At 69.7% G+C, this 19,239-nt stretch carries 19 protein-coding genes and 1 pseudogene; 13 read left to right on the top strand and 7 right to left on the bottom strand.

Translation table 11 applies throughout. The annotated features are described in order from the left end of the window. Positions 1–3 precede the first annotated feature (3 nt). Positions 4–696, bottom strand: coding sequence for a response regulator transcription factor (locus ACIOMQ_RS29265; RefSeq protein WP_362203384.1), 693 nt, complete (start codon positions 694–696; stop codon positions 4–6). Between the two features lie 361 nt (positions 697–1,057). Between ACIOMQ_RS29265 and ACIOMQ_RS29260 the strand changes: the two genes are divergently transcribed. From ACIOMQ_RS29260 to ACIOMQ_RS29220, 9 genes are all read left to right on the top strand, one after another. Further along, positions 1,058–1,843 carry an amino acid ABC transporter ATP-binding protein gene (locus ACIOMQ_RS29260; protein WP_362203381.1) on the top strand — a complete coding sequence of 262 codons (786 nt, stop codon included), beginning with the start codon at positions 1,058–1,060 and terminating at the stop codon, positions 1,841–1,843. Positions 1,844–1,912: 69 nt separating this feature from the next. Further along, positions 1,913–2,749, top strand: a complete 837-nt coding sequence (locus tag ACIOMQ_RS29255; protein WP_362203378.1) for a glutamate ABC transporter substrate-binding protein — start codon at positions 1,913–1,915, stop codon at positions 2,747–2,749. A 75-nt stretch (positions 2,750–2,824) separates the two neighbouring features. After that, a complete protein-coding gene (locus tag ACIOMQ_RS29250) occupies positions 2,825–3,490 on the top strand; it encodes an amino acid ABC transporter permease (protein ID WP_362203375.1) in 666 nt (221 codons plus the stop codon). Next, the gene (locus ACIOMQ_RS29245; RefSeq protein WP_401757661.1) at positions 3,487–4,386 is read left to right on the top strand and encodes an amino acid ABC transporter permease; all 900 of its coding nucleotides are present in this window, start codon (positions 3,487–3,489) and stop codon (positions 4,384–4,386) included. Before ACIOMQ_RS29250 ends, ACIOMQ_RS29245 begins: the two co-directional genes overlap by 4 nt. 280 nt (positions 4,387–4,666) lie before the next feature. Beyond that, positions 4,667–6,280: an FAD-dependent monooxygenase gene (locus tag ACIOMQ_RS29240; RefSeq protein WP_401757743.1), complete on the top strand. Its 1,614-nt coding sequence runs from the start codon at positions 4,667–4,669 to the stop codon at positions 6,278–6,280. A 32-nt stretch (positions 6,281–6,312) separates the two neighbouring features. Further along, positions 6,313–6,399 carry a putative leader peptide gene (locus tag ACIOMQ_RS29235; RefSeq protein ID WP_356936238.1) on the top strand — a complete coding sequence of 29 codons (87 nt, stop codon included), beginning with the start codon at positions 6,313–6,315 and terminating at the stop codon, positions 6,397–6,399. Between the two features lie 73 nt (positions 6,400–6,472). Then, positions 6,473–7,024, top strand: a complete 552-nt coding sequence (locus tag ACIOMQ_RS29230; RefSeq protein WP_362203366.1) for a cysteine dioxygenase — start codon at positions 6,473–6,475, stop codon at positions 7,022–7,024. Then, positions 7,021–7,428: a rhodanese-like domain-containing protein gene (locus ACIOMQ_RS29225; protein WP_401263502.1), complete on the top strand. Its 408-nt coding sequence runs from the start codon at positions 7,021–7,023 to the stop codon at positions 7,426–7,428. Before ACIOMQ_RS29230 ends, ACIOMQ_RS29225 begins: the two co-directional genes overlap by 4 nt. Before the next feature lie 418 nt (positions 7,429–7,846). Continuing rightward, positions 7,847–8,485, top strand: a complete 639-nt coding sequence (locus ACIOMQ_RS29220; protein ID WP_362203360.1) for a hypothetical protein — start codon at positions 7,847–7,849, stop codon at positions 8,483–8,485. Between the two features lie 90 nt (positions 8,486–8,575). Here the strand turns inward: ACIOMQ_RS29220 and ACIOMQ_RS29215 are convergent, their stop codons facing one another. Further along, positions 8,576–9,223, bottom strand: coding sequence for a TetR family transcriptional regulator (locus ACIOMQ_RS29215; RefSeq protein ID WP_362203357.1), 648 nt, complete (start codon positions 9,221–9,223; stop codon positions 8,576–8,578). A gap of 162 nt (positions 9,224–9,385) precedes the next feature. Here ACIOMQ_RS29215 and ACIOMQ_RS29210 point away from each other — a divergent pair, with 162 nt between their 5' ends. The 3 genes and pseudogenes from ACIOMQ_RS29210 to ACIOMQ_RS29200 all read left to right on the top strand — a co-directional run. Next, positions 9,386–10,840 carry an MFS transporter gene (locus tag ACIOMQ_RS29210; RefSeq protein WP_401263499.1) on the top strand — a complete coding sequence of 485 codons (1,455 nt, stop codon included), beginning with the start codon at positions 9,386–9,388 and terminating at the stop codon, positions 10,838–10,840. 200 nt (positions 10,841–11,040) lie between these two features. Next, positions 11,041–11,520 (top strand): MarR family transcriptional regulator, encoded by a 480-nt coding sequence (locus ACIOMQ_RS29205; protein WP_362203351.1) that lies wholly within the window; start codon positions 11,041–11,043, stop codon positions 11,518–11,520. A 221-nt stretch (positions 11,521–11,741) separates the two neighbouring features. Next, a pseudogene (locus ACIOMQ_RS29200) lies at positions 11,742–11,945 on the top strand (MFS transporter); the annotation flags it as partial. A gap of 824 nt (positions 11,946–12,769) precedes the next feature. Here the strand turns inward: ACIOMQ_RS29200 and recX are convergent. The 3 genes from recX to ACIOMQ_RS29185 form a co-directional block, all read right to left on the bottom strand. Then, the gene (gene recX, locus ACIOMQ_RS29195) at positions 12,770–13,495 is read right to left on the bottom strand and encodes a recombination regulator RecX (protein WP_401935972.1); all 726 of its coding nucleotides are present in this window, start codon (positions 13,493–13,495) and stop codon (positions 12,770–12,772) included. Between the two features lie 3 nt (positions 13,496–13,498). Further along, positions 13,499–14,626: a recombinase RecA gene (recA, locus tag ACIOMQ_RS29190; protein ID WP_362203345.1), complete on the bottom strand. Its 1,128-nt coding sequence runs from the start codon at positions 14,624–14,626 to the stop codon at positions 13,499–13,501. Between the two features lie 269 nt (positions 14,627–14,895). Continuing rightward, a complete protein-coding gene (locus ACIOMQ_RS29185; protein WP_401935968.1) occupies positions 14,896–15,303 on the bottom strand; it encodes a RidA family protein in 408 nt (135 codons plus the stop codon). A 169-nt stretch (positions 15,304–15,472) separates the two neighbouring features. On the opposite strand from ACIOMQ_RS29185, the gene ACIOMQ_RS29180 reads away from it, so the two are divergent. After that, positions 15,473–15,853, top strand: coding sequence for a winged helix-turn-helix transcriptional regulator (locus ACIOMQ_RS29180; protein WP_401935965.1), 381 nt, complete (start codon positions 15,473–15,475; stop codon positions 15,851–15,853). A gap of 79 nt (positions 15,854–15,932) precedes the next feature. Here the strand turns inward: ACIOMQ_RS29180 and ACIOMQ_RS29175 are convergent, their stop codons facing one another. Continuing rightward, positions 15,933–17,465: a hypothetical protein gene (locus ACIOMQ_RS29175; protein WP_402191057.1), complete on the bottom strand. Its 1,533-nt coding sequence runs from the start codon at positions 17,463–17,465 to the stop codon at positions 15,933–15,935. A gap of 503 nt (positions 17,466–17,968) precedes the next feature. Beyond that, positions 17,969–19,141: an AI-2E family transporter gene (locus ACIOMQ_RS29170; protein ID WP_362203709.1), complete on the bottom strand. Its 1,173-nt coding sequence runs from the start codon at positions 19,139–19,141 to the stop codon at positions 17,969–17,971. Between the last annotated feature and the right edge of the window lie 98 nt (positions 19,142–19,239).

Raw genomic sequence — 19,239 nt, 5'->3', positions numbered from 1 at the left:
CCTCTACGCGGACGGGGCGACGAGGCGGTAGCCGACCCCGCGCACCGTCTCGATCAGTGCGGGCAACCGCAGTTTGGAACGCAGGGACGCGACGTGCACTTCGAGCGTGCGCCCCGTACCCTCCCAGCTCGTGCGCCACACCTCGCTGATGATCTGCTCCCGGCGGAAGACCACTCCGGGGCGCTGGGCGAGCAGCGCGAGGAGGTCGAACTCCTTGCGGGTGAGCTGGACTTCCGACCCGTCGACACTGACCCGGCGGGTGGGCAGCTCGATCTGGACGTGCCCGAGGCGCAGAGCGGCGACGGGTGTGGACACGGTGTCCTCACCGGCCGTTTTGCGGCGGCTGACGGCGTGGATACGGGCGAGGAGCTCGCCGGTGTCGTACGGCTTGACCACGTAGTCGTCGGCCCCGAGGTTGAGACCGTGGATCCGCGACCGGACATCGGCGCGCGCGGTCACCATGATCACCGGGGTGGAGGTGCGCTTGCGGATCTTCCCGCACACCTCGTAGCCGTCCTGGTCGGGCAGCCCGAGGTCGAGGAGCACGACACCGAAGGGCTCCGTGCCGGTCGGCAGCAGCGCCCGCAGGGCTTCCTCGCCGCTGCGCGCGTGCACCACCCGGAAGCCGTGCCGGGCGAGGATCGCGGAGAGGGCGGCCGCGACATGGTTGTCGTCCTCGACGAGCAGCAGTCTCATGGCCCCCCTTCCGAAGGTGCGGTGTCGGTTCCCGTGGGCTCGGTGTTCGGTTCCCACGGGTGCGGTGTCGGTGCGATTTCTCGTACGCCTCTCGTCACTTCCCCGTATCGAGGTGTTTCACGTCATGGCGTACCAGGGCATCCACTCCGATGACGGGTACGTCAGTCAAGGGCCCGCCCATTGCATCGAGCCATCCGTTATCCACCCGGTACGCCCCGGGCACCTCGCCGGCCGTCCCCTTCACACGGAGTGTCCGGTTGCCGCCGGATCGTTATCCTCAATTTCCGCTCAGATGTAATGACGCTCGTTGCACTGCGTCACTAGGGTCCTTCCCAACCGAGGAGGACGGAGCAAGAAGCCGATGAGCGGAGTTTCAGTGACCAAGGGCGCCGAGGACGCCGCACCTGCGGCGAACGACCTTGTCGTACTGAGCAACGTCAACAAGCACTTCGGCGCGCTGCATGTGCTCCAGGACATCGACCTGACCATCGCCCGTGGCGAGGTCGTGGTCGTCATCGGGCCCTCCGGGTCCGGGAAGTCCACGCTGTGCCGCACGATCAACCGCTTGGAGACGATCGACTCGGGCGCCATATCGATCGACGGCAAGCCGCTGCCCGAGGAGGGCAGGGAGCTGGCCAGGCTGCGCGCCGATGTCGGCATGGTCTTCCAGTCGTTCAATCTCTTCGCGCACAAGACGGTGCTCGAGAACGTGATGCTGGGCCAGGTCAAGGTCCGCAGGACGGACAAGAAGGCCGCCGAGGACAAGGCCCGTTCACTGCTCGACCGGGTGGGCGTGGCGACGCAGGCCGACAAGTACCCCGCCCAGCTCTCCGGCGGCCAGCAGCAACGTGTGGCGATCGCGCGGGCGTTGGCGATGGACCCCAAGGTGATCCTCTTCGACGAGCCGACCTCCGCGCTCGACCCGGAGATGATCAACGAGGTGCTGGAAGTCATGCAGCAACTCGCCCGGGACGGCATGACGATGGTCGTCGTCACCCATGAGATGGGCTTCGCGCGCTCAGCGGCGAACCGCGTCGTCTTCATGGCGGACGGAAAGATCGTCGAAGAGGCCACGCCCGACCAGTTCTTCAGCAACCCGCGCAGTGACCGGGCCAAGGACTTCCTGTCGAAGATCCTTCACCACTGATTGATCCTGCACCACCGGTTCCCGGACCGGTCGATCGCTCACATCGCGTCAACTCTAGGGAAATTCACCATGCAGCTTCGTAAGGTCACCGCCGCCTCGGCCGCTGTGCTCGCCCTCGCCCTGACCGCCACCGCCTGTGGTTCCGACAAGGAGGACGGCGGCTCGGGCGGCGGCAAGAAGATCACGATCGGCATCAAGATCGACCAGCCGGGCATCGGCCTGAAGACCCCGGACGGCAAGTACACCGGCTTCGACGTCGATGTCGCCACGTACGTGGCCAAGGAACTCGGCTACGACGCCAAGGACATCAACTTCAAGGAGACCAAGAGCGCCGACCGCGAGACGGCGATCGAACGCGGTGACGTGAAGTTCATCGCCGCCTCCTACTCGATCAACGACGAGCGCCTGCAGAAGGTCGACTTCGCCGGTCCGTACCTGCTGGCCCACCAGGACATCCTGGTCCGCGCCGACGACGACTCGATCAAGTCCCCGGCCGACCTGAACAACAAGAAGCTGTGTTCGGTCGCCGGCTCGACCTCGGCGAAGAACGTCAAGGACAAGCTGGCGCCGAAGGCGCAGCTCCAGACGTACGGCGGCTACTCGGAGTGCCTGACCGGCCTGGAGAACAAGGTCATCGACGCGCTGACCACCGATGACAGCATCCTGGCGGGCTACGCCTCGCAGCAGAACTTCCAGGGCAAGTTCAAGCTGGCCGGCTTCAAGATGACCAACGAGAACTACGGCATCGGCCTGAAGAAGGGCGACGCCGACCTCAAGAAGAAGATCAACGACGCGCTCACCAAGATGGTCTCGGACGGTTCCTGGGACAAGGCAGTGAAGGACAACTTCGGCCCGGCGAACTACAAGAACGACCCCGCCCCGAAGATCGGCAACATCGTCAAGTGAAGCAGGGCTGACCGGGCACGCCGTCCGTGAACGGCGGCGTGCCGTGCCCTCCTACACGCGGAAGCGCGGGAGATCGTGTTCGACTTTCTTGAAGGTTACGACCTGCTGGGGGCCTTCTGGGTGACGGTGCAGCTCACCGTCTACTCCGCCCTCGGCTCCCTCATATGGGGAACGCTGCTGGCCGGCATGAAGGTCAGCCCGGTCCCCCTGATGCGCGGCTTCGCCACCGCGTACGTGAACGTGGTCCGGAACATTCCGCTGACCGTGATCATCGTGTTCTCGTCGCTGGGTCTGTACCAGACGCTGGGCGTCATGCTCGGTGCCGACGTCGTCGACGACATCAACTTCCGGCTGGCCGTACTCGCCCTGGTCGCCTACACGGCCGCCTTCGTCTGCGAGGCGCTGCGCTCCGGCATCAACACGGTGCCGGTCGGCCAGGCCGAGGCGGCGCGCGCACTCGGGCTGAGCTTCACTCAGGTACTGCGGCTGATCATCCTTCCTCAGGCGTTCCGCGCGGTGGTCAACCCGTTGTCCAACGTGCTGATCGCACTGACGAAGAACACCACGGTCGCCTCCGCGATCGGCGTCATCGAGGCCTCCTACCTGATGAAGGACATGATCGAGGCCCAGGCCCAGCTGATTCTGATCGCGCTGGTCTTCGCGTTCGGCTTCGTCGTCCTGACCCTCCCGACCGGCCTGATCCTCGGCTGGGTGAGCAAGAAGGTGGCGGTGAAGCGATGAGTTCCGTCCTCTACGACGCCCAGGGGCCCCGCGCCAAGCAGCGCAACATCCTCTACACGGTGCTGTTCGTCCTGTGCGCCGCGGCCGTGGTGTGGTGGGTCTACGACGGCCTGGCCGAGAAGCACCAGCTCGACTGGATCAAGTGGAAGCCCTTCTTCACCAGCCCCCAGCCGTGGCACACGTACATCTGGCCGGGCCTCCAGAACACGCTCAAGGCGGCGTTCTTCGCCCTGATCATCGCGCTGCCGCTGGGCGCCCTGTTCGGGATCGGCAGGCTCTCGGACCACCGCTGGGTACGGATGCCGGCCGGCTTCGTCGTGGAGCTCTTCCGCGCCGTCCCGGTACTGATCCTGATGATCACCGCGAACGCGGTGTACGCGGAGTACACCACCATCGGCACCGATGTGCGTCCGCTGTACGCCGTGGTGACCGGACTCGTGCTGTACAACTTCTCGGTCCTCGCCGAGATCGTGCGGGCCGGGATCGAGACCCTGCCGAAGGGCCAGGCGGAGGCGGCCAAGGCACTCGGCATGCGCAAGAACCAGATCATGCTGTCGGTGCTGCTGCCGCAGGCGGTGACGGCCATGCTGCCGGCGATCGTCAGCCAGCTCGTCGTCATCGTGAAGGACACCGCGCTCGGCGGCGCCATGATGACGTTCCCCGAACTGCTGGCGTCGGTCCGCCCGATGAGCGCGAACTACGGCGCGAACACGATCGCCTGCTTCACGATCATCGCCCTGATCTACATTGCCTTGAACTTCGCGCTCACGTCCTTCGCCAGTTGGCTGGAGCAGTGGCTCCGGCGCAACAAGAAGGAAAAGGGCACCGCACCCGGGGGCGCACCCGAGACCGTCGGTACGCCGTCGCTCGTCGTCGATGACGGGCGCGCCGTCTGACGGCTCGTCGCACGGTGTTCCGAGGGGCGGTGGCAGATGAGCCACCGCCCCTCGCCGCCGTCCGGTGTCGCTTGACGCGGGCACCGGCAGTAGGTTGCATACGTTCTGTGATCGCGCACCGAGCCCCCGCCGCCACACCGCCTCCGTCCCCTACGCCTCACTGGCACCATTCGCTCCTTTCGCCCGCGGCGCCTGCGTCGTCCGCTTCTTCTGCGTCGTCCGCTTCTTCTGCGTCGCCTGCTTCTTCTGCGTCGTCCGCACGAACTCAAGGAGCCTCGTCGTGGACCCGGTGATCGTCGTCGGCGCCGGGCCCGTCGGCCTGGTTCTGTCGCTCGCCCTGGCGGCCCAGGGCGTCCCCACCGTCCTGCTCGACGAGGATCCGGCCAAGGACGAGACGCGCCCGGCCCGTACGGTGGTGCTGCGCGAGGACACCGCCGCGCTGGTGGAACGGCTCGGCTGCAAAGCGCTCCGGCACGAGGGCATCCGGTGGTCCGGCTGGCGATCGATGCGGCGCAGGCAGCTCGTGCGTGAGCTGCGGCTCGACGGGGACTCCCCCGACGGCGATCCGTTGCCCGCCCCGCTCCATCTGCCGCAGCACGTCCTGACGCGCGGGCTGCGGGACGCGGTGGCCGCTCAGGAGCTGGTGCAGGTCGCCCCGTACAGCCGGATCGACACCCTGGAGCAGGATCCGTCCGGGGTCACGGTGCACACCCGGGAGCCGAATTCGACCTGGTGGCGCGGGAGTTACCTGGTGGGCTGCGACGGCGCCAGGTCCACTGTGCGCAAGCTCCTCGACATCCGCTTCCCCGGGCGTACGGCGGTGGAGCGGCACGCCGTCGCGGCACTGCGCACCGAGCTTCCCTGGCCCGGACAGGCCGTGCTGCACCGGCTGCCGCCGTGGCGCACCGGCGGCGCCGAGGTGACGGCACGTCCGCTGCCGGACGGCGTCTGGCGGCTGGACTGGCTGCTGCCGCCACGCGGCGAGCTCGTCACTCCGGACGCCCTGATCACCCGCATCCGGGACACCCTGGAGGGCTGGTGCGGCGAGACACCGCCGTACGAACTGCTGGACACGGGCGTGTACACGCTGCACCATCGGCTCGCCCTGCGCTGGCGGGTCGAGCGGGCCTTCCTGGCCGGGGACGCCGCCCACCTGCTGGGCGCGCTGGGCACCCAGGGGCTCGACGAGGGGCTGCGGGACGCCGAGAACCTGGCCTGGAAACTTGCCCAGGCCTGGCACCACGGCGCCTCCGACGTACTGCTCGACAGCTACCAGGCCGAGCGACGGGCCGCTGTCGCCGCACGGCTGCGCGCCGCGGACCAGTCGTTGCCGATACTGCGCGGCGGCGGAGGTCTGCGGACCCTGGTACCGGGGAGCGCACGGGGGCACGACTCGCTGCTCACCGACGGACATCTGGGCTGTGGCCCCCTCGGTGCGCCCCCCTCCTACGCGCACTCGCCCCTTGCGCCCCCACGCGCCGAGGCGCACACATCCGTCGGTACGCCCCCGGGTGCGCCGGTCACCGATGTGCGGGTCACGGCACCCGACGGCACGACCGTGCGGCTGCGCGAGCGGCTGGGACAGGGGCATCTCCTGGTGGTCCTGGTGGCGCCCGGGACGGGAGTGTGGGACCGGCGTCACTGGATGACCGCCGGCGTCATGCCGCGGCTGGTCGCGGCCGTCGACGCGCTGCCGGTGAAGGGTGAGTTGCTGGTGACCGAGAGCTATCCGGGAGCGGCGGCCCACACCGTGCTGCTGATCAGGCCGGACGGTCATCTCGTGGCGTCCTTCGGCGGGGTACGGCCCCAGGAACTCTTCGCCGCGGCAGACGCGGTGCGGGGCGGGGCCGCGCGCGCCTCCGTACGCTCCGACCAGACTGCGGGCATCAATTGACCGCTGCGGACGGACATGGTCTACTCCGGAACGTGACCGACACCGATGTGTGCCTGTGGCGGAGGGTCCATATGGACCTCGTCCGCTATGCGGGCTGCGTGTGTCGCCCGTCCTGCTGAATCGCCTCTTCCCGCCACGGCGTGCGCTCTGCCGTACGGCCGTGCCTCCGCGCGAACTCTCAGGACGGTCTCCATGTCTGCCCCGTCGTCACCCTCTGTACACCCCTCCGCGCCCGCTTCCGGCAGTGGTTCCGGTCCGACCGCCGCGGAACTGCTCGATTTCGTCCGCCGTGTCGCCGCCGACGCCGAGGCCGTCGCCTCACTGCCCCTCGATTCCGAGGGCCGCACCTGGATCCAGCTCGAAGGTCCCGGCGGCAGTGAGGCATGGCTGATCGGCTGGCCGCCGGGTACCGGCACCGGCTGGCACGACCACGCCGACTCGATCGGCGCCTTCACCACCGCGGCCGGCACCCTCAAGGAACTGTCACTCGCCGCCCGGCTGCCCACCGACGGCTGGAAGACCCTCGAACTCACCGGGGGCATCGACCGTTCCCGGCAGCTGGCCACCGGCCAGGGCAGGGCGTTCGGCCGCCACCACGTCCACGAGGTGCTGAACGAGTCCGCCACGGAACACGCCGTCTCCGTCCATGCGTACTACCCGCCGCTGCCGCGGATCCGGCGCTACAGCCGCTCCGGCGCGGTACTCCGTCTCGAACAGGTCGAACGGCCGGAGGACTGGCAGTGAGCGACAGCCCTCGGGGTGACGCGGCACCGGTCGGGATCGACGAACTGCTGGAACGGGTCCGGGCCGGCTTCGTCCGGATCGGCCCGCACGAAGCACGTGCCGCTGCCGCGGCCGGGGCGCTTCTCGTGGACATCCGCTACGCGAAGCTGCGGGAGCGGGACGGACTGATTCCGGGTGCGCTGGTGGTCGAGCGCAACGAGTTGGAGTGGCGGCTCGACCCGCTGGGAAGCCATCGGGCCCCGGAAGCGGTGAGCCACGACCTCCAGGTCGTGGTGGTCTGCAACGAGGGCTACGCGTCGAGCCTCGCCGTCGCGTCCCTGCGGCTGCTGGGGCTGCACCGGGCGACCGATCTGATCGGCGGATTCCAGGCGTGGCGCTCGGCGGGACTGCCGGTCGAGGTGTGACGCACGGGACCGGAGGCGGGACTGCCGGTCGAGACGTGACGCACGGGGCCGGAGGCGGGACTGCCGGTCGAGACGTGACGCGGGAGCTGTCGGCTGAGGTCGGCCTGCTGCGGACCCGGGCGTGCGCGGGTGAGGGCCACGTCCCGGCGTGGGCGTCCGCTCGGTTTTCAGGCACGCGTGGTCGCACGGGGGTTGTCCGCTCAGGTTGCGGGTGGGCATCCGCCGAGGAGCGGGCCCGGCGCCCCATGAACGCGGTACCACCGGTCTCCGGGGTGCGGGGACCGGACCCGTGCCCCGCTCGCCGGTTCCCCGAATCCGCCCCGACACACCCGAACGCCACGCTCCGGTGGAGCAATCTCCGTACCCGACGGACATTCGGCTCAACGCCAAGGACCGACGTGACGGAGACTTCGCACCCATGCCGACGCCCACCTTGACCCCTGATCAGCTCGATGCCCAGGCCGCTCGCCTCCACGACACCGAGGTCTGGCAGCGGATCGTCACCGGCTGGGAGCTCACCGCCGCCGAACCCGAACCCCCCGCCTCCCCTTGCGCCACCGACCGTCCGACGGTCCGTCAGCGGGCCGACTGGCGCGACCTGCTGTCCGTACCCGTCGATCAGCTCATCGCCGAGTCCGTGCGCGCCCTGCCGGCCACCGCACCGCGCGAGCGGCCCCTCCCCGGGCGGCTCGGCGCGATCCTCCCCGACCGGCTCCACTCCTGGCGGCGCATCGGGCAGCCCGAGGTGCGGCCTTCCACCCACCTCGCCTACGCACGGCAGATCCTGACCGAGTGGGGCTGGCAGAACACCCCGTACCGGCTCCGCAACGCGCGCGGCGCCCGGTGCGTCTGCGGTGCTCTGGTCACCGCCCACCGCCTGGGCTACGGCTCCCTCGACACCGTGGACCGGGCAGGCGCCTGGCTCGTCACCGAGCTCCGTTCCCGAGGCTGGACCGGTCTGATCGGACCATGGAACCGCTGCCCCGGCCGAACCGCCGAGGACGCACTCGCCCTGATCGACGCCACCATCGCCCGCGCCGCCCGCGCCGGGCAGTGATCCGCGTCGGCACGGACACCGCGGGCACGGCCTTCGCCGAGGGCGCGCGGCTCCGCGTCCCAGCCCGTGACCGGGACGCGGAGCCGCGCCTCAGCGACGGGTGAGCAGCGCGTCGACCAGTTCGCGCAGCGGCTCCGCGAGGTCCTGCGCGGTGGCCGAGGCGAGCGGCTCCAGACCGGGAGAGGCCCGCAGCACCGTGATGCCGAAGGCCACGGACAGAACGAGTTGGGCGCGCAGGAGGAGCCCGTCGCCGTCGGGGTCTCCGGGCCGCCATCCGGCCACCGAGGCGAGCCGCTCGCTGAACATGCGCAGCAGGCCGGTGCGCATCTCCTCGGTGCGCTCGTCGCCGGAGGAACGCAGCAGCAGGAGAAGGGCGTCCCTGGGGCCGTCCGTGGCGACCACGCCCGCGGTGTGGCCCGCGATGATCCCCGGAATCTGCTCCAGGTCGGCCACCGCGCCCGCCGCGTGGACGAGTTCGTCGATGACCGCCTTCAGACAGGCTTCGAAGAGACCTTCCTTGGACCGGAAGTAACGGTTGATGAGCGCGACATTGACGCCGGCGTCGTCGGCGATGTCGCGCACGGTCGTGGCCGCGTATCCGTCGTACGCGAACCGTCGGCGGGCCGAGTCGAGCAGGAGCCCACGGGTCCTGGCACCGGCACCGCGCCGGGATGGCGGCGGGCTGTCGTCCGCAGGCGCCAGGGGCGCGGGACCTGCCGGGGAACTGCTGGCTTTCATGGCTGTCCTCTCTCTGCTCGAACGGTACCGCCCGCGCCGTTGTGTAAACAGATGTTGACCTCACTCCCGCGCCTGCCCTAGCGTCCATGTAAGCAGATGTTTACTTTTGGCTCCGGGCGAGCGAATGACGCCCGGCAGCCCCCTCACCTCCTGGAGTCCCGAATGGACGCCCCCCAGCCCACGGCCCGCACCGGCGGTGTGGTCGCCACGCTGGCCCTCGCCGGCATCACTGCCGCGATCATGCAGACACTGGTCACTCCGCTCATCGCGGAGCTGCCCCAGATCCTGCACACCTCGCCGTCGAACGCGGCATGGGTGATCACTGTCACCCTGCTGGCGGGGGCGATCTGCGTACCGATCTCCGGACGCCTCGGCGATCTGATCGGCAAGCGCCGCATGCTCCTCGCGTGCTCCGTGCCGCTCGTGGCCGGCTCCGTGGTCTGCGCCCTCGCCTCCTCCGTCGTCCCCATGATCATCGGGCGTGGGCTGCAAGGCATGGGCATGGGCATGGTGCCTCTGGGCATCGCCCTGCTGCGTGACGTGGTCCCGCCGGAGAAGCTCAGCTCCTCCATCGCGCTGGTGAGTGCCTCCATGGGCATCGGCGGCGGGCTCGGCCTGCCGATCGCCGCGGCGGTCGCCCAGTACGCCGACTGGCGCGTGCTGTTCTGGGGCTCCGCCGCCCTGGCGGCGCTGATCGCCGTCGCGATCTGGTTCCTCATCCCCGACATCCCGGCCGGCGCCAAGGGCCAGCGCTTCGACACCCTCGGCGCGGCCGGGCTCGGCACCGGACTGATCTGCCTGCTGCTCGCCGTGTCGAAGGGCGCCAACTGGGGCTGGACCTCGGCGACCACCCTCGGGCTGTTCGCCGCCGCCGTCGTGATCCTGCTGGCCTGGGGCGCCTGGGAACTGCGCACGCGGGAGCCGCTGATCGACCTGCGCACCACGGCCCGCCCCCGAGTACTGCTCACCAACATCGCCTCGGTCTTCGTCGGCTTCGGCATGTACGCGAGCATGCTGGTCGTGCCGCAGTTGCTCCAGTTTCCGGAGGCCACCGGCTACGGCCTGGGCCAGTCGATGCTGGCCGCCGGCCTGTGGATGGCACCCGGCGGCATCATGATGATGATTGTCTCGCCGTTCGGCGGAAAGCTCACCGACGCCCGCGGCCCGAAGTTCACCCTGATCTGCGGCGTCCTGGTGCTGGCCGCCGGGTACGGCCTGTCGCTCGTGCTCATGGGCTCCGCGTGGGGCCTCATGCTGGCCCTCATGGTCATCAACAGCGGCGTGGGCCTCGCCTACGGATCGATGCCCGCACTGATCATGAGTTCGGTGCCGCTCTCCGAGACCGCCGCCGCCAACGGGTTCAACACCCTCATGCGTTCACTGGGCACCTCGGTCGGTGCCGCCGTGATGGGCGTGGTCCTCTCCCAGATGACGGTCACCATGGGCGGACACAGCTTCACCTCCGAGAACGGCTTCCGCACGGGCCTGATGATCGGCTGCGGCATCGCACTGATCGCCGCGGCCATCGCGAGCGTCATCCCGGCCGTCCGCGCCGCTTCGGGCGTCGACGCAAAGAGCAGGGCCGCCGCGCCCGAGCAGGCCGCGGCCGAAGTCTGATCCCGCTTCCGCCCCGTTCAGCAGCCGACGCCGCCCCGCGGGCCGATGCCCGCCGGGGCGACGTCGTGCGCTGAGCGCCACCCGGTGCACCGGCCGGGGCGCTCCGGGCACGGGAACAGGAGCCCGTCCGTCGCCGCGCGAGCGTCGCGCACAGAAATATCTTTCGACATACCTATATTCTCAGAACTACCATTCGGGCCATGCCCGATTCCCGCGCGTCCGCCCAGGACCTCGACCGTGTGGCCTCTGCCCTCGCGGCATGCCTGCCCGCGCTGAACCGGGCTCTCGACCGGCGGGTCGCCCAGGACTTCGAGCAGCCCAAGCCGCCCGAGGGGCAACTCGCACTGCTGCGCTTCGTGTCGCAGCAGGAGGGGGCGACCGTGCGCGAGGCCGCCGACGCCCTGCTCATGCGGCCGAACAACGTCAGTGCCCTCGTCTCCCAGCTCACCGAGCAGGGGCTGCTGGAGCGCCGGCAGGACGCCGGGGACAAGCGGATCGCCCATCTGCATCCGACCGCGAGGGCGCGGCGGGAGCTGGCCGAGGTCCGGCGTCTTGAGGGCGCCCACCTGTCCCAGGCCCTCCAGTCCCTCACCGACGGTGAGATGGACGCACTCGGTTCGGCCGTCGGTGCGCTGACGTCGCTCACTCGTCATCTGCGCCCCGTGCCCGCCGCCGAATAGCCCCGCGATCCCCTTACCGGGGGCTCGACCGAACGCGCGCACGGCCGTCTCCGTGCACGTGGGGATCTCCCGTGCCCGGAGACAGACCCGCCCCGTCCGCCCTTCCCTGTTTCCCGTAGCACTCCTGGCTTCGCGTAGCACTCCTGACAGACAAGGCGCCTTCATGCCGTCCACCACCGCCTTGCCCGCCGCCTCCCCACCGGAGGCGAAACAGCCCCGGGGCCGGGGACGCGGTGGCGATGGGGGTCGCTCCGGTCTCGCCCGACATGCCCGCCCGGCTCCGGGCGGCCGTCGTGGAAGGCAGCGGCCAGGCGTTCATGAACGGTGTGCACACGGCCGTCGCCGTCACCGGTGTGCTCTGCCTGCTGGGCGCCGTCATCGCGACGGCCGGTCTCCGGAGCACCTCGGCGGCCATGCAGCGCTGAGCACCGTCGGACGGTGTCCGCCCCGCGCCCGCACCGTGCCGGCACCGTCCGACGGCTCCCGCACGCGGTGGTCCGCACGCCGGTCGCGGCCCGCTGACGCCCGCCGGACTCACTGCTCCTACCGCCCGCGACATCCCAGCAGGCGCGTACGCCGACCTCAGGATCGGGTGGCCCACCCGGATCGACGCTTCTCCGTGTTGATGGCGCCCTTCTCCCCCGGCGGCACCCCAAACCCGTCCCCACCTGCACGTACCACGTACCCACTCACGGGAACGGCCCGTACTTCCCGCGTCCGCACGGATCACGACGTCTCCGCCACCGGGCCGATCGGAGGTCCGGGGATCCGAGGACGGAATCCCTACGGCATCGCCCTTGCCGAGTCCGGGGACGTCTGGGTGTTCAGCCCCTCGACCGGCCCGGCGGCGGCGGCCGCGGCCCGCCGGTCCGCGAAAACCGGTCCGCCTGGTGCTCAGGCACCCGCTGCTCCCGCAACCGCGCAGACCTCTCGAAGGCGTGCGGGTGAGATCACAACATGCGGGCGACACCGCGACTACGGAAACGGCCCGTTCGCTTCTTCGATGACGGCAGCCTTCTTCAGCTACGGCAGTCCTCTTCAGTTACGGCGGCTCTCTTCAACTACGGCAGTTCTCTTCAGCTACGGCAGTTTCTTCAGTCACGGCAACCTCTTCGGCAACAGCAGCGGCTCCGGCGCCCCTGCCGCCCCACCCGCCTACGTAGGTCCGTCCTGCCCCGGCGGCCCGCCCCCTGGCGCCTGCGTTCCCCATGAGGCCGCCGTCCCATGCGAACGTCCCTCGAACCGCCGGTCAGAAAGGCTCGTCCAGGCCTTCCGTGTCCTCGCCCTCCTCTTCCAGCGCCTGCCGCACCACGCGCAGGGCCATCCCTTCTCCGTACCCCTTGCGGGCGAGCATGCCCGCAAGGCGGCGCAGCCGCTTGTCGCGGTCCAGGCCACGAGTGGAGCGCAGCTTGCGCGCGACCAGCTCACGGGCGGTCGCCTCCTCCTGATCGGAGTCGAGCTGCCCGACAGCCTCGTCGATCACTGCGGAGTCCACCCCCTTGGTGCGCAGCTCGCGGACAAGAGCGCGGCGGGCGAGCCCTCGGCCATGATGCCGGGACTCCACCCAGGCATCCGCGAACGCGGCGTCGTCGATCAGCCCGACGTCCTCGAAGCGCGACAGCACTTCTTCGGCCGCCTCATCCGGGATCTCCCGCTTGCGCAGGGCGTCCGCGAGCTGCTTCCGGGTGCGCGGTGTCCCGGTGAGCAGCCGCAGACAGATGTTGCGCGCCTGCTCCACCGGGTCTCGCGGCTCCCCCTTCTCGGCCCTCGACGAGGAAGGGGAGCCGCTGCTTCTGGAGCGGGAGCGAGCACGACGCCCCTCCCTCTCGCCGAATCCGGTGCGCGAGCCGCTGCCGTGACCGGCCTCCGGCTCGTACGCGCCCTCGGACCCGGCCGTGTATCCGGCAGCGAATTCGGGACCAGGACCGGCACCAGGGTCGCTGGCGCTGACCGGCCATTCCGTACGACGCGTCACGGTCTAGCTCTTGGCCGCCGCAGCCTTGGCCGGCTTGCTCTTGCCGGCCGGAGCGGGCACCGACTTCGCGCTGTCGGCCGGAGCCGCTGCGCCGCCTGCCGCATCCGCGCCGGGTTCGGCGGCATCGGCATCCGGCCTGACACCGACACCCAGCTTCTCAAGGATCTTCTTCTCGATCTCATTGGCGAGATCGGGGTTGTCCTTGAGGAAGTTGCGGGCGTTCTCCTTGCCCTGGCCGAGCTGGTCGCCCTCGTACGTGTACCAGGCGCCCGCCTTGCGGACGAAGCCGTGCTCCACGCCCATGTCGATCAGACCACCCTCGCGGCTGATGCCCTGGCCGTAGAGGATGTCGAACTCGGCCTGCTTGAAGGGCGGCGCGACCTTGTTCTTCACGACCTTGACGCGGGTGCGGTTTCCGACAGCGTCGGTACCGTCCTTCAGCGTCTCGATCCGGCGGATGTCGAGGCGCACCGAGGCGTAGAACTTGAGCGCCCGGCCACCGGTCGTGGTCTCCGGCGAGCCGAACATCACACCGATCTTCTCGCGGAGCTGGTTGATGAAGATCGCGGTGGTCTTGGACTGGTTGAGCGCGCTGGTGATCTTGCGGAGCGCCTGGCTCATCAGGCGGGCCTGCAGACCCACGTGCGAGTCGCCCATCTCGCCCTCGATCTCCGCACGGGGTACGAGCGCCGCGACGGAGTCGATGACGATCAGGTCGAGGGCGCCGGAGCGGACCAGCATGTCCACGATTTCGAGAGCCTGCTCACCGTTGTCCGGCTGGGACAGGATGAGGCTGTCGATGTCGACGCCGAGCTTCTTCGCGTACTCGGGGTCGAGAGCGTGCTCCGCGTCGATGAAGGCCACCGAGCCGCCGAGCTTCTGCGCGTTCGCCACGGCGTGCAGCGTCAGCGTCGTCTTGCCGGAGGACTCCGGTCCGTAGACCTCCACCACGCGGCCGCGCGGCAGGCCGCCGACGCCGAGGGCCACGTCGAGGGCAGTCGACCCGGTGGGGATCACCTCAATGGGCTCGTTCGGCCGCTCACCGAGGCGCATCACCGCGCCCTTGCCGAATTGCCGTTCAATCTGTGCGAGTGCGGCGTCCAGCGCCTTCTCGCGGTCGGTTCCTGCCATGGGTTCCACCCGATTTGCTTGAGTCGATCGCTTCACGTCAAAGACGCTAACCCCTGCCACTGACAATGGGCCTCGACGTCCTCCCGGCCTGTGGACAACTCCACGGTCGGGCCCGGGAAAACCCGGCCGGAATCCCATGAGAATGGATGTTCGATTTCAGTGTCAAGCGCACCGCTCCGAGCCGGTCGGCGATGTGACCGAGCAGGCTGGTCGGCCCCTGAACGCCGTAGCCGGCCGCCTCGGCGCCCAGGGAGCGAAGAGCATCCCGTTCAGTCGATGATCGCGGTGGCTTCGACCTCGACCAGATGATCAGGTACGTCCAGCGTCGCCACGCCGATCAGCGTGGCCGGCGCTTTCGGGGTGGTGCCCAGCTTCGCGGAGGCTCGGGCGATTCCCTCCAGGAGCAGGGGCATCTTGTCGGGGGTCCAGTCGACGACGTAGACGGTCAGCTTCGCCACGTCGTCGAAGGAAGCGCCGACCTCGGCCAGTGCGGTGCCGACGTTGAGGTAGCTCTGCTCGACCTGAGCGGCGAGGTCGCCTTCGCCGACCGTGACCCCCTCGGCATCCCACGCGACCTGCCCGGCGATGAAGACCAGCTTCGCCCCACTCGCGATCGACACCTGCCGGTACACCGGGATCTCCGGCAATCCGCTGGGGTTAACCAGGGTGATGGCCATGCTGTCTGCCTCCTTGTCATGAGCGCACGCGGGCTCGCGTACCGAGTCATGAGCGCACGTGGGTTCGCGTACCGACCGAGACACTCTCGGTCTCTTGCGGTTACTCGGGAACTGTAGGAGAGTGGCCGCTGACCTGGAAGAACGCACTTTTCAGTGACTGGGGAACCTTATGGTGACCAAGCAGTTCGGGGGCTCGCCCGAGGAGGCGGACCTGAGGCGCGCGGACTCGTTGGCGCGGGAGGTCTTCTCCGATGTCGCCAATAAGTGGGCGCTCCTGATCATCGAGGCTCTCGGTGAGGGCACCCTGCGCTTCAGCGAGCTGCGGAACGAGATCGAGGGCATCAGCCACAAGATGCTCACCCAGAACCTGCGCATGCTGGAGCGCAACGGTCTGGTCGAGCGCACCGTGCACCCCACCGTGCCGCCGCGGGTCGAATACACCCTCACCGAGTCGGGCCAGGGCCTCCGGGCGACGGTCGACGGCATGTGCGGCTGGACCCACCAGTACCTCAGCCACATCGAGGCCGCCCGCCGCCGCTTCGACGCCTGAGGCCGGAGCACCTGCGGGGCGATACACACGGTCGGGCGGCGCGCGGCGCTGGACCTATGCCCCGCTCGCCCCGCTCGGCTCAGGCACCAGCCCCGCTCGGCTCAGGCACCAGCTCCGCCATCACGGCCGACGGCAGCGACGGGTTGGCGGCAGCCGCTTCGACCACTCGCCAGTCGTCGTCGGCGAGCAGTTCGACGACGGCCTGCGGCGGCAGGGCCGGATGCCCGGCGGCTATCGGCCGTGCCCGCCTGTCCGCCAGGCAGGCGAGCAGCGCCGGGCCCGCCGCATCGCGGCGCCGGGCGACCTCGCGCAGTGCCTTCTTGACCGGCGGTACATGTCTGGTCAGGTCCGCAAGCAGTGCCGGCGGTACATCCGGGTTGGCCGCCACCTTGGCGGCGACCCGGACCCCGTGGCGTTCAACCATGCTCCGCAGCTGAGCCTCCGAGAGGCCCGGGTGCGGCGCGACGGACTTGGCCACCTTCGCGTCGGGGTCGGCGGCCAGCACGTCGCGGATCTCGGCCGGCAGGTCTCGCCGCTCGGCCAGGAGCATCCGCACAGCCGGATTCGACGACGCGGAAAGCTCCTTGACCTCTGCGGGAGAGGCGGCCGCAATCCTCGGCAGCAGGGTCGGGCCGATCTTGACGGCGGCGGCCAGGCGGGAGAGCACGTCGAGCGGTACGCGGGGGTTGTGCGCGAGTCTGCGCTGCACGTCGTGGCCGCGGTCGACAGCCAGCACACGGATCAGGGCTTCGCCGATCGCCGGGTTCCCCGCGAGTTCGGCTCGAACGCCGGGAACGGAATCAGCGACGAGCCGCGCCCCTGCCTCCGGCGGCAGGTCCGGGCGGGCGGCGAGCCGGCAGCGCAGCACCGTCGAAGAGTGGCCGGCGAACCGGAGGAGGGCCTCGACAGGCGTGGCAGGGTTCCCCAGCGCCTGCTCCGCCGTCTCGTGGACGGTGGACTCGTGGGAGCCGTCGCATGAGGCTCCGGACCGCAGCTCGCAGTCGAGCCGCGGACACTGCGGATCGTGCACGAAGGGCGTCTCCTCGTCGTCGCAGACCAGGCACCGCTCTGCCGGAGGAAGCCCCTTGCCGGTGATCAGCATCGCCAGCACGTCCGGTGGCGTCGCCTCGTTGGCCGCCACCGCGCGGCGGACCTCGGCGTGCGGATGCCGCGCGAGCCGGGCTGCCACGTCCGCCGTCGCCCACAACGCGAGTTCGGCGACGACCCGAACGTCCGGGTCGGCGGCAAGCGTCTCCCGCACATCGGGGGGAAGTCCGGGGCAGGCGGCCAGCTTCTCCCGGCGTTCGGCATCCGGGTCCGCAGCGAAGAGCCGTGCCCAGTCCAGCTCACCGGCACACTCGTCGAGCAGGGCGAGCGCGGCCTGCGGCTGTGTGACGGGATCGATGTCTGCGGCGGTCAGCAGGCCCTCGTACGCGAGTCGCACAGCGCTCTCCTCGACCCGCGCGGCCAGGGCGACCGCCTGCTCATGGCTGAGGTCCGCACGACGGGCGAGGCCCTCGGCGATGTCCGCGTCCGCGACTGCGATCAGCCGGTCGACCAGCTCGAAGGGCAGGGCCGCATTGCCGGCGAGCCCGCACAGTACATGGTTCACAGGAAGCATCCTCCCCGGAGCGTGGTCGAACGGCCTGTGGATTTCGACGTCGACGATCTGCTGCCGGCACGCCACCGTGCTCTGAACACTCCGCCTGGCCAGTCGGCGCGGTATCCGGCCGGGTGAGCGCACGACCGGCCACCGAGCCGCGACGGCTCTCCGGATACCGCGCCCACAACACGCTGCGAGGTCACCGGCCAGGCATTTCCCGGAGTTCGGTCCATGATCCATGAAAGGCCGTCGCGCCGAGTGAGGGCCTTGGTGCCCCACACGGTCGGGAAGCCGTCCGCGAGTGTGGCGCCGCTGCCCGGCCGGGCAGCGTGAGGGGCCCACCATGAGCGACTGCAACGGCATCCTGATCGTCGTGCACGAGCATTTCACCTCGGCCGACGTCCGCGACTGGGACTGGGACTGGGACTGGGAGACCTGCCGCCGCCTCCACGCGGACACCGTCGAGGTGAGCTTCGGCTCCACCGACGACGACACCAGCAGCGGTGAGGCGGTCAGGCGCGTTCCGGATCCGGCTCCGGGGTCCTGTCCTGTCCGTTGCGGGCGTCATCGCTCTCGGCGGTCCGCCAGGACCGGCGCAGCCGGGTGAGCGCCGGCTCACCACGCCGCTGGTGGCGGCGGCCGTGCACCCGCGGGTCGTCCGTCACGTCGTACCGCTTCACATAGGCGCCGAGGAACGCCTGGAGCGTGGCGACGGCCGGGATCGCGATCAGCGCACCCACGGCACCCATGAACGCCGTACCCGCGATGACCGATCCGAAGGCGACAGCCGGATGGATGTCGACGGTCTTGGAGGTGAGCTTGGGCTGCAGCCCGTAGTTCTCGAACTGCTGGTAGACCACGACGAAGCCGAGCACCCACAGCGCGTACCAGGGGTCGATGGTGAACGCGATCAGCATCGGCAGGGCGCCCGCCAGATACGTACCGATCGTGGGGATGAACTGAGAAACCAGGCCGACCCAGATCGCGAGCGCGGGCGCGTACGGCACACCGAGGATCACCAGCAGGATGTAGTGCGCGATCCCGGAGATGAGCGCCATCAGGCTGCGCGAGTAGAGATAACCGCCGGTCTTGTCGACCGCGATCTCCCAGGCCCGCAGCACCTCTGCCTGCCTGGCGGGCGGCAGTACGGAGCACAGGGCACGCCGCAGCCGGGGGCCGTCGGCGGCGAAGTAGAACGAGAACAGGAAGATCGTCAGAAGACGGAACAGCCCGCCGATCACGGTGGTGGAGATGTCGAGCACTCCGGTCGCACTGTTCTGGACGTACTTCTGCAGCCAGTCGGAGTGCAGCACACTGTCCTGGACCTCGACCCGGGAGAGCTCGGTGTGGAAGTTCTGGTTGACCCAGTTGATCACCGAGTCCAGATACTTCGGGAACCCCTCGACCATGTCGACGATCTGGCCCGCGAGCATCGAGCCGAGCAGCACGACGAAACCGGCCGCGGCTATCAGCACCATGAGAAAGACCAGGAAGGTGGCGAGGCCGCGGCGCATGCCACGCGCCGACATCCGGCCTACCGCGGGCTCGATGGCAAGCGCCAGGAAGAACGCGATCAGCACATTGATCAGCAGCCCGATGAGCTGGTCGAAGGCCCAGCTGCCGAGCTGGAAACAGGCGTAGAGCGCCAGGGCGAGCACCATGGCACGCGGCAGCCACGCCGGCATGCGGGCCGGCCCACTGCCGGACGGCGCGGCCGTCGGGGCGGGAGGGGTGGGCGGGGAGAACGGTGTCTGGGTCTGGGCTGTCTCGTCTGTCGGTGGCA

The sequence above is a fragment of the Streptomyces sp. NPDC087845 genome, from assembly GCF_044742755.1.
Lineage (GTDB): Bacteria > Actinomycetota > Actinomycetes > Streptomycetales > Streptomycetaceae > Streptomyces.
Note: the sequence above shows the minus strand (reverse complement) of the source record. Positions and strands in the feature narration are given on the sequence as shown.

Bases quoted from the DNA above. Each gene is read 5' to 3' on its own strand.
- ACIOMQ_RS29255 (WP_362203378.1), top strand. From the start codon at position 1,913: ATGCAGCTTCGTAAGGTCACCGCCGCCTCGGCCGCTGTGCTCGCCCTC.
- ACIOMQ_RS29220 (WP_362203360.1), top strand. From the start codon at position 7,847: ATGCCGACGCCCACCTTGACCCCTGATCAGCTCGATGCCCAGGCCGCT.
- ACIOMQ_RS29215 (WP_362203357.1), bottom strand. From the start codon at position 9,223: ATGAAAGCCAGCAGTTCCCCGGCAGGTCCCGCGCCCCTGGCGCCTGCG.
- ACIOMQ_RS29265 (WP_362203384.1), bottom strand. From the start codon at position 696: ATGAGACTGCTGCTCGTCGAGGACGACAACCATGTCGCGGCCGCCCTC.
- recA (WP_362203345.1), bottom strand. From the start codon at position 14,626: ATGGCAGGAACCGACCGCGAGAAGGCGCTGGACGCCGCACTCGCACAG.
- ACIOMQ_RS29245 (WP_401757661.1), top strand. From the start codon at position 3,487: ATGAGTTCCGTCCTCTACGACGCCCAGGGGCCCCGCGCCAAGCAGCGC.
- ACIOMQ_RS29170 (WP_362203709.1), bottom strand. From the start codon at position 19,141: ATGCCGGCGTGGCTGCCGCGTGCCATGGTGCTCGCCCTGGCGCTCTAC.
- ACIOMQ_RS29260 (WP_362203381.1), top strand. From the start codon at position 1,058: ATGAGCGGAGTTTCAGTGACCAAGGGCGCCGAGGACGCCGCACCTGCG.
- ACIOMQ_RS29185 (WP_401935968.1), bottom strand. From the start codon at position 15,303: ATGGCCATCACCCTGGTTAACCCCAGCGGATTGCCGGAGATCCCGGTG.
- ACIOMQ_RS29230 (WP_362203366.1), top strand. From the start codon at position 6,473: ATGTCTGCCCCGTCGTCACCCTCTGTACACCCCTCCGCGCCCGCTTCC.
- ACIOMQ_RS29205 (WP_362203351.1), top strand. From the start codon at position 11,041: ATGCCCGATTCCCGCGCGTCCGCCCAGGACCTCGACCGTGTGGCCTCT.
- ACIOMQ_RS29210 (WP_401263499.1), top strand. From the start codon at position 9,386: ATGGACGCCCCCCAGCCCACGGCCCGCACCGGCGGTGTGGTCGCCACG.
- ACIOMQ_RS29180 (WP_401935965.1), top strand. From the start codon at position 15,473: ATGGTGACCAAGCAGTTCGGGGGCTCGCCCGAGGAGGCGGACCTGAGG.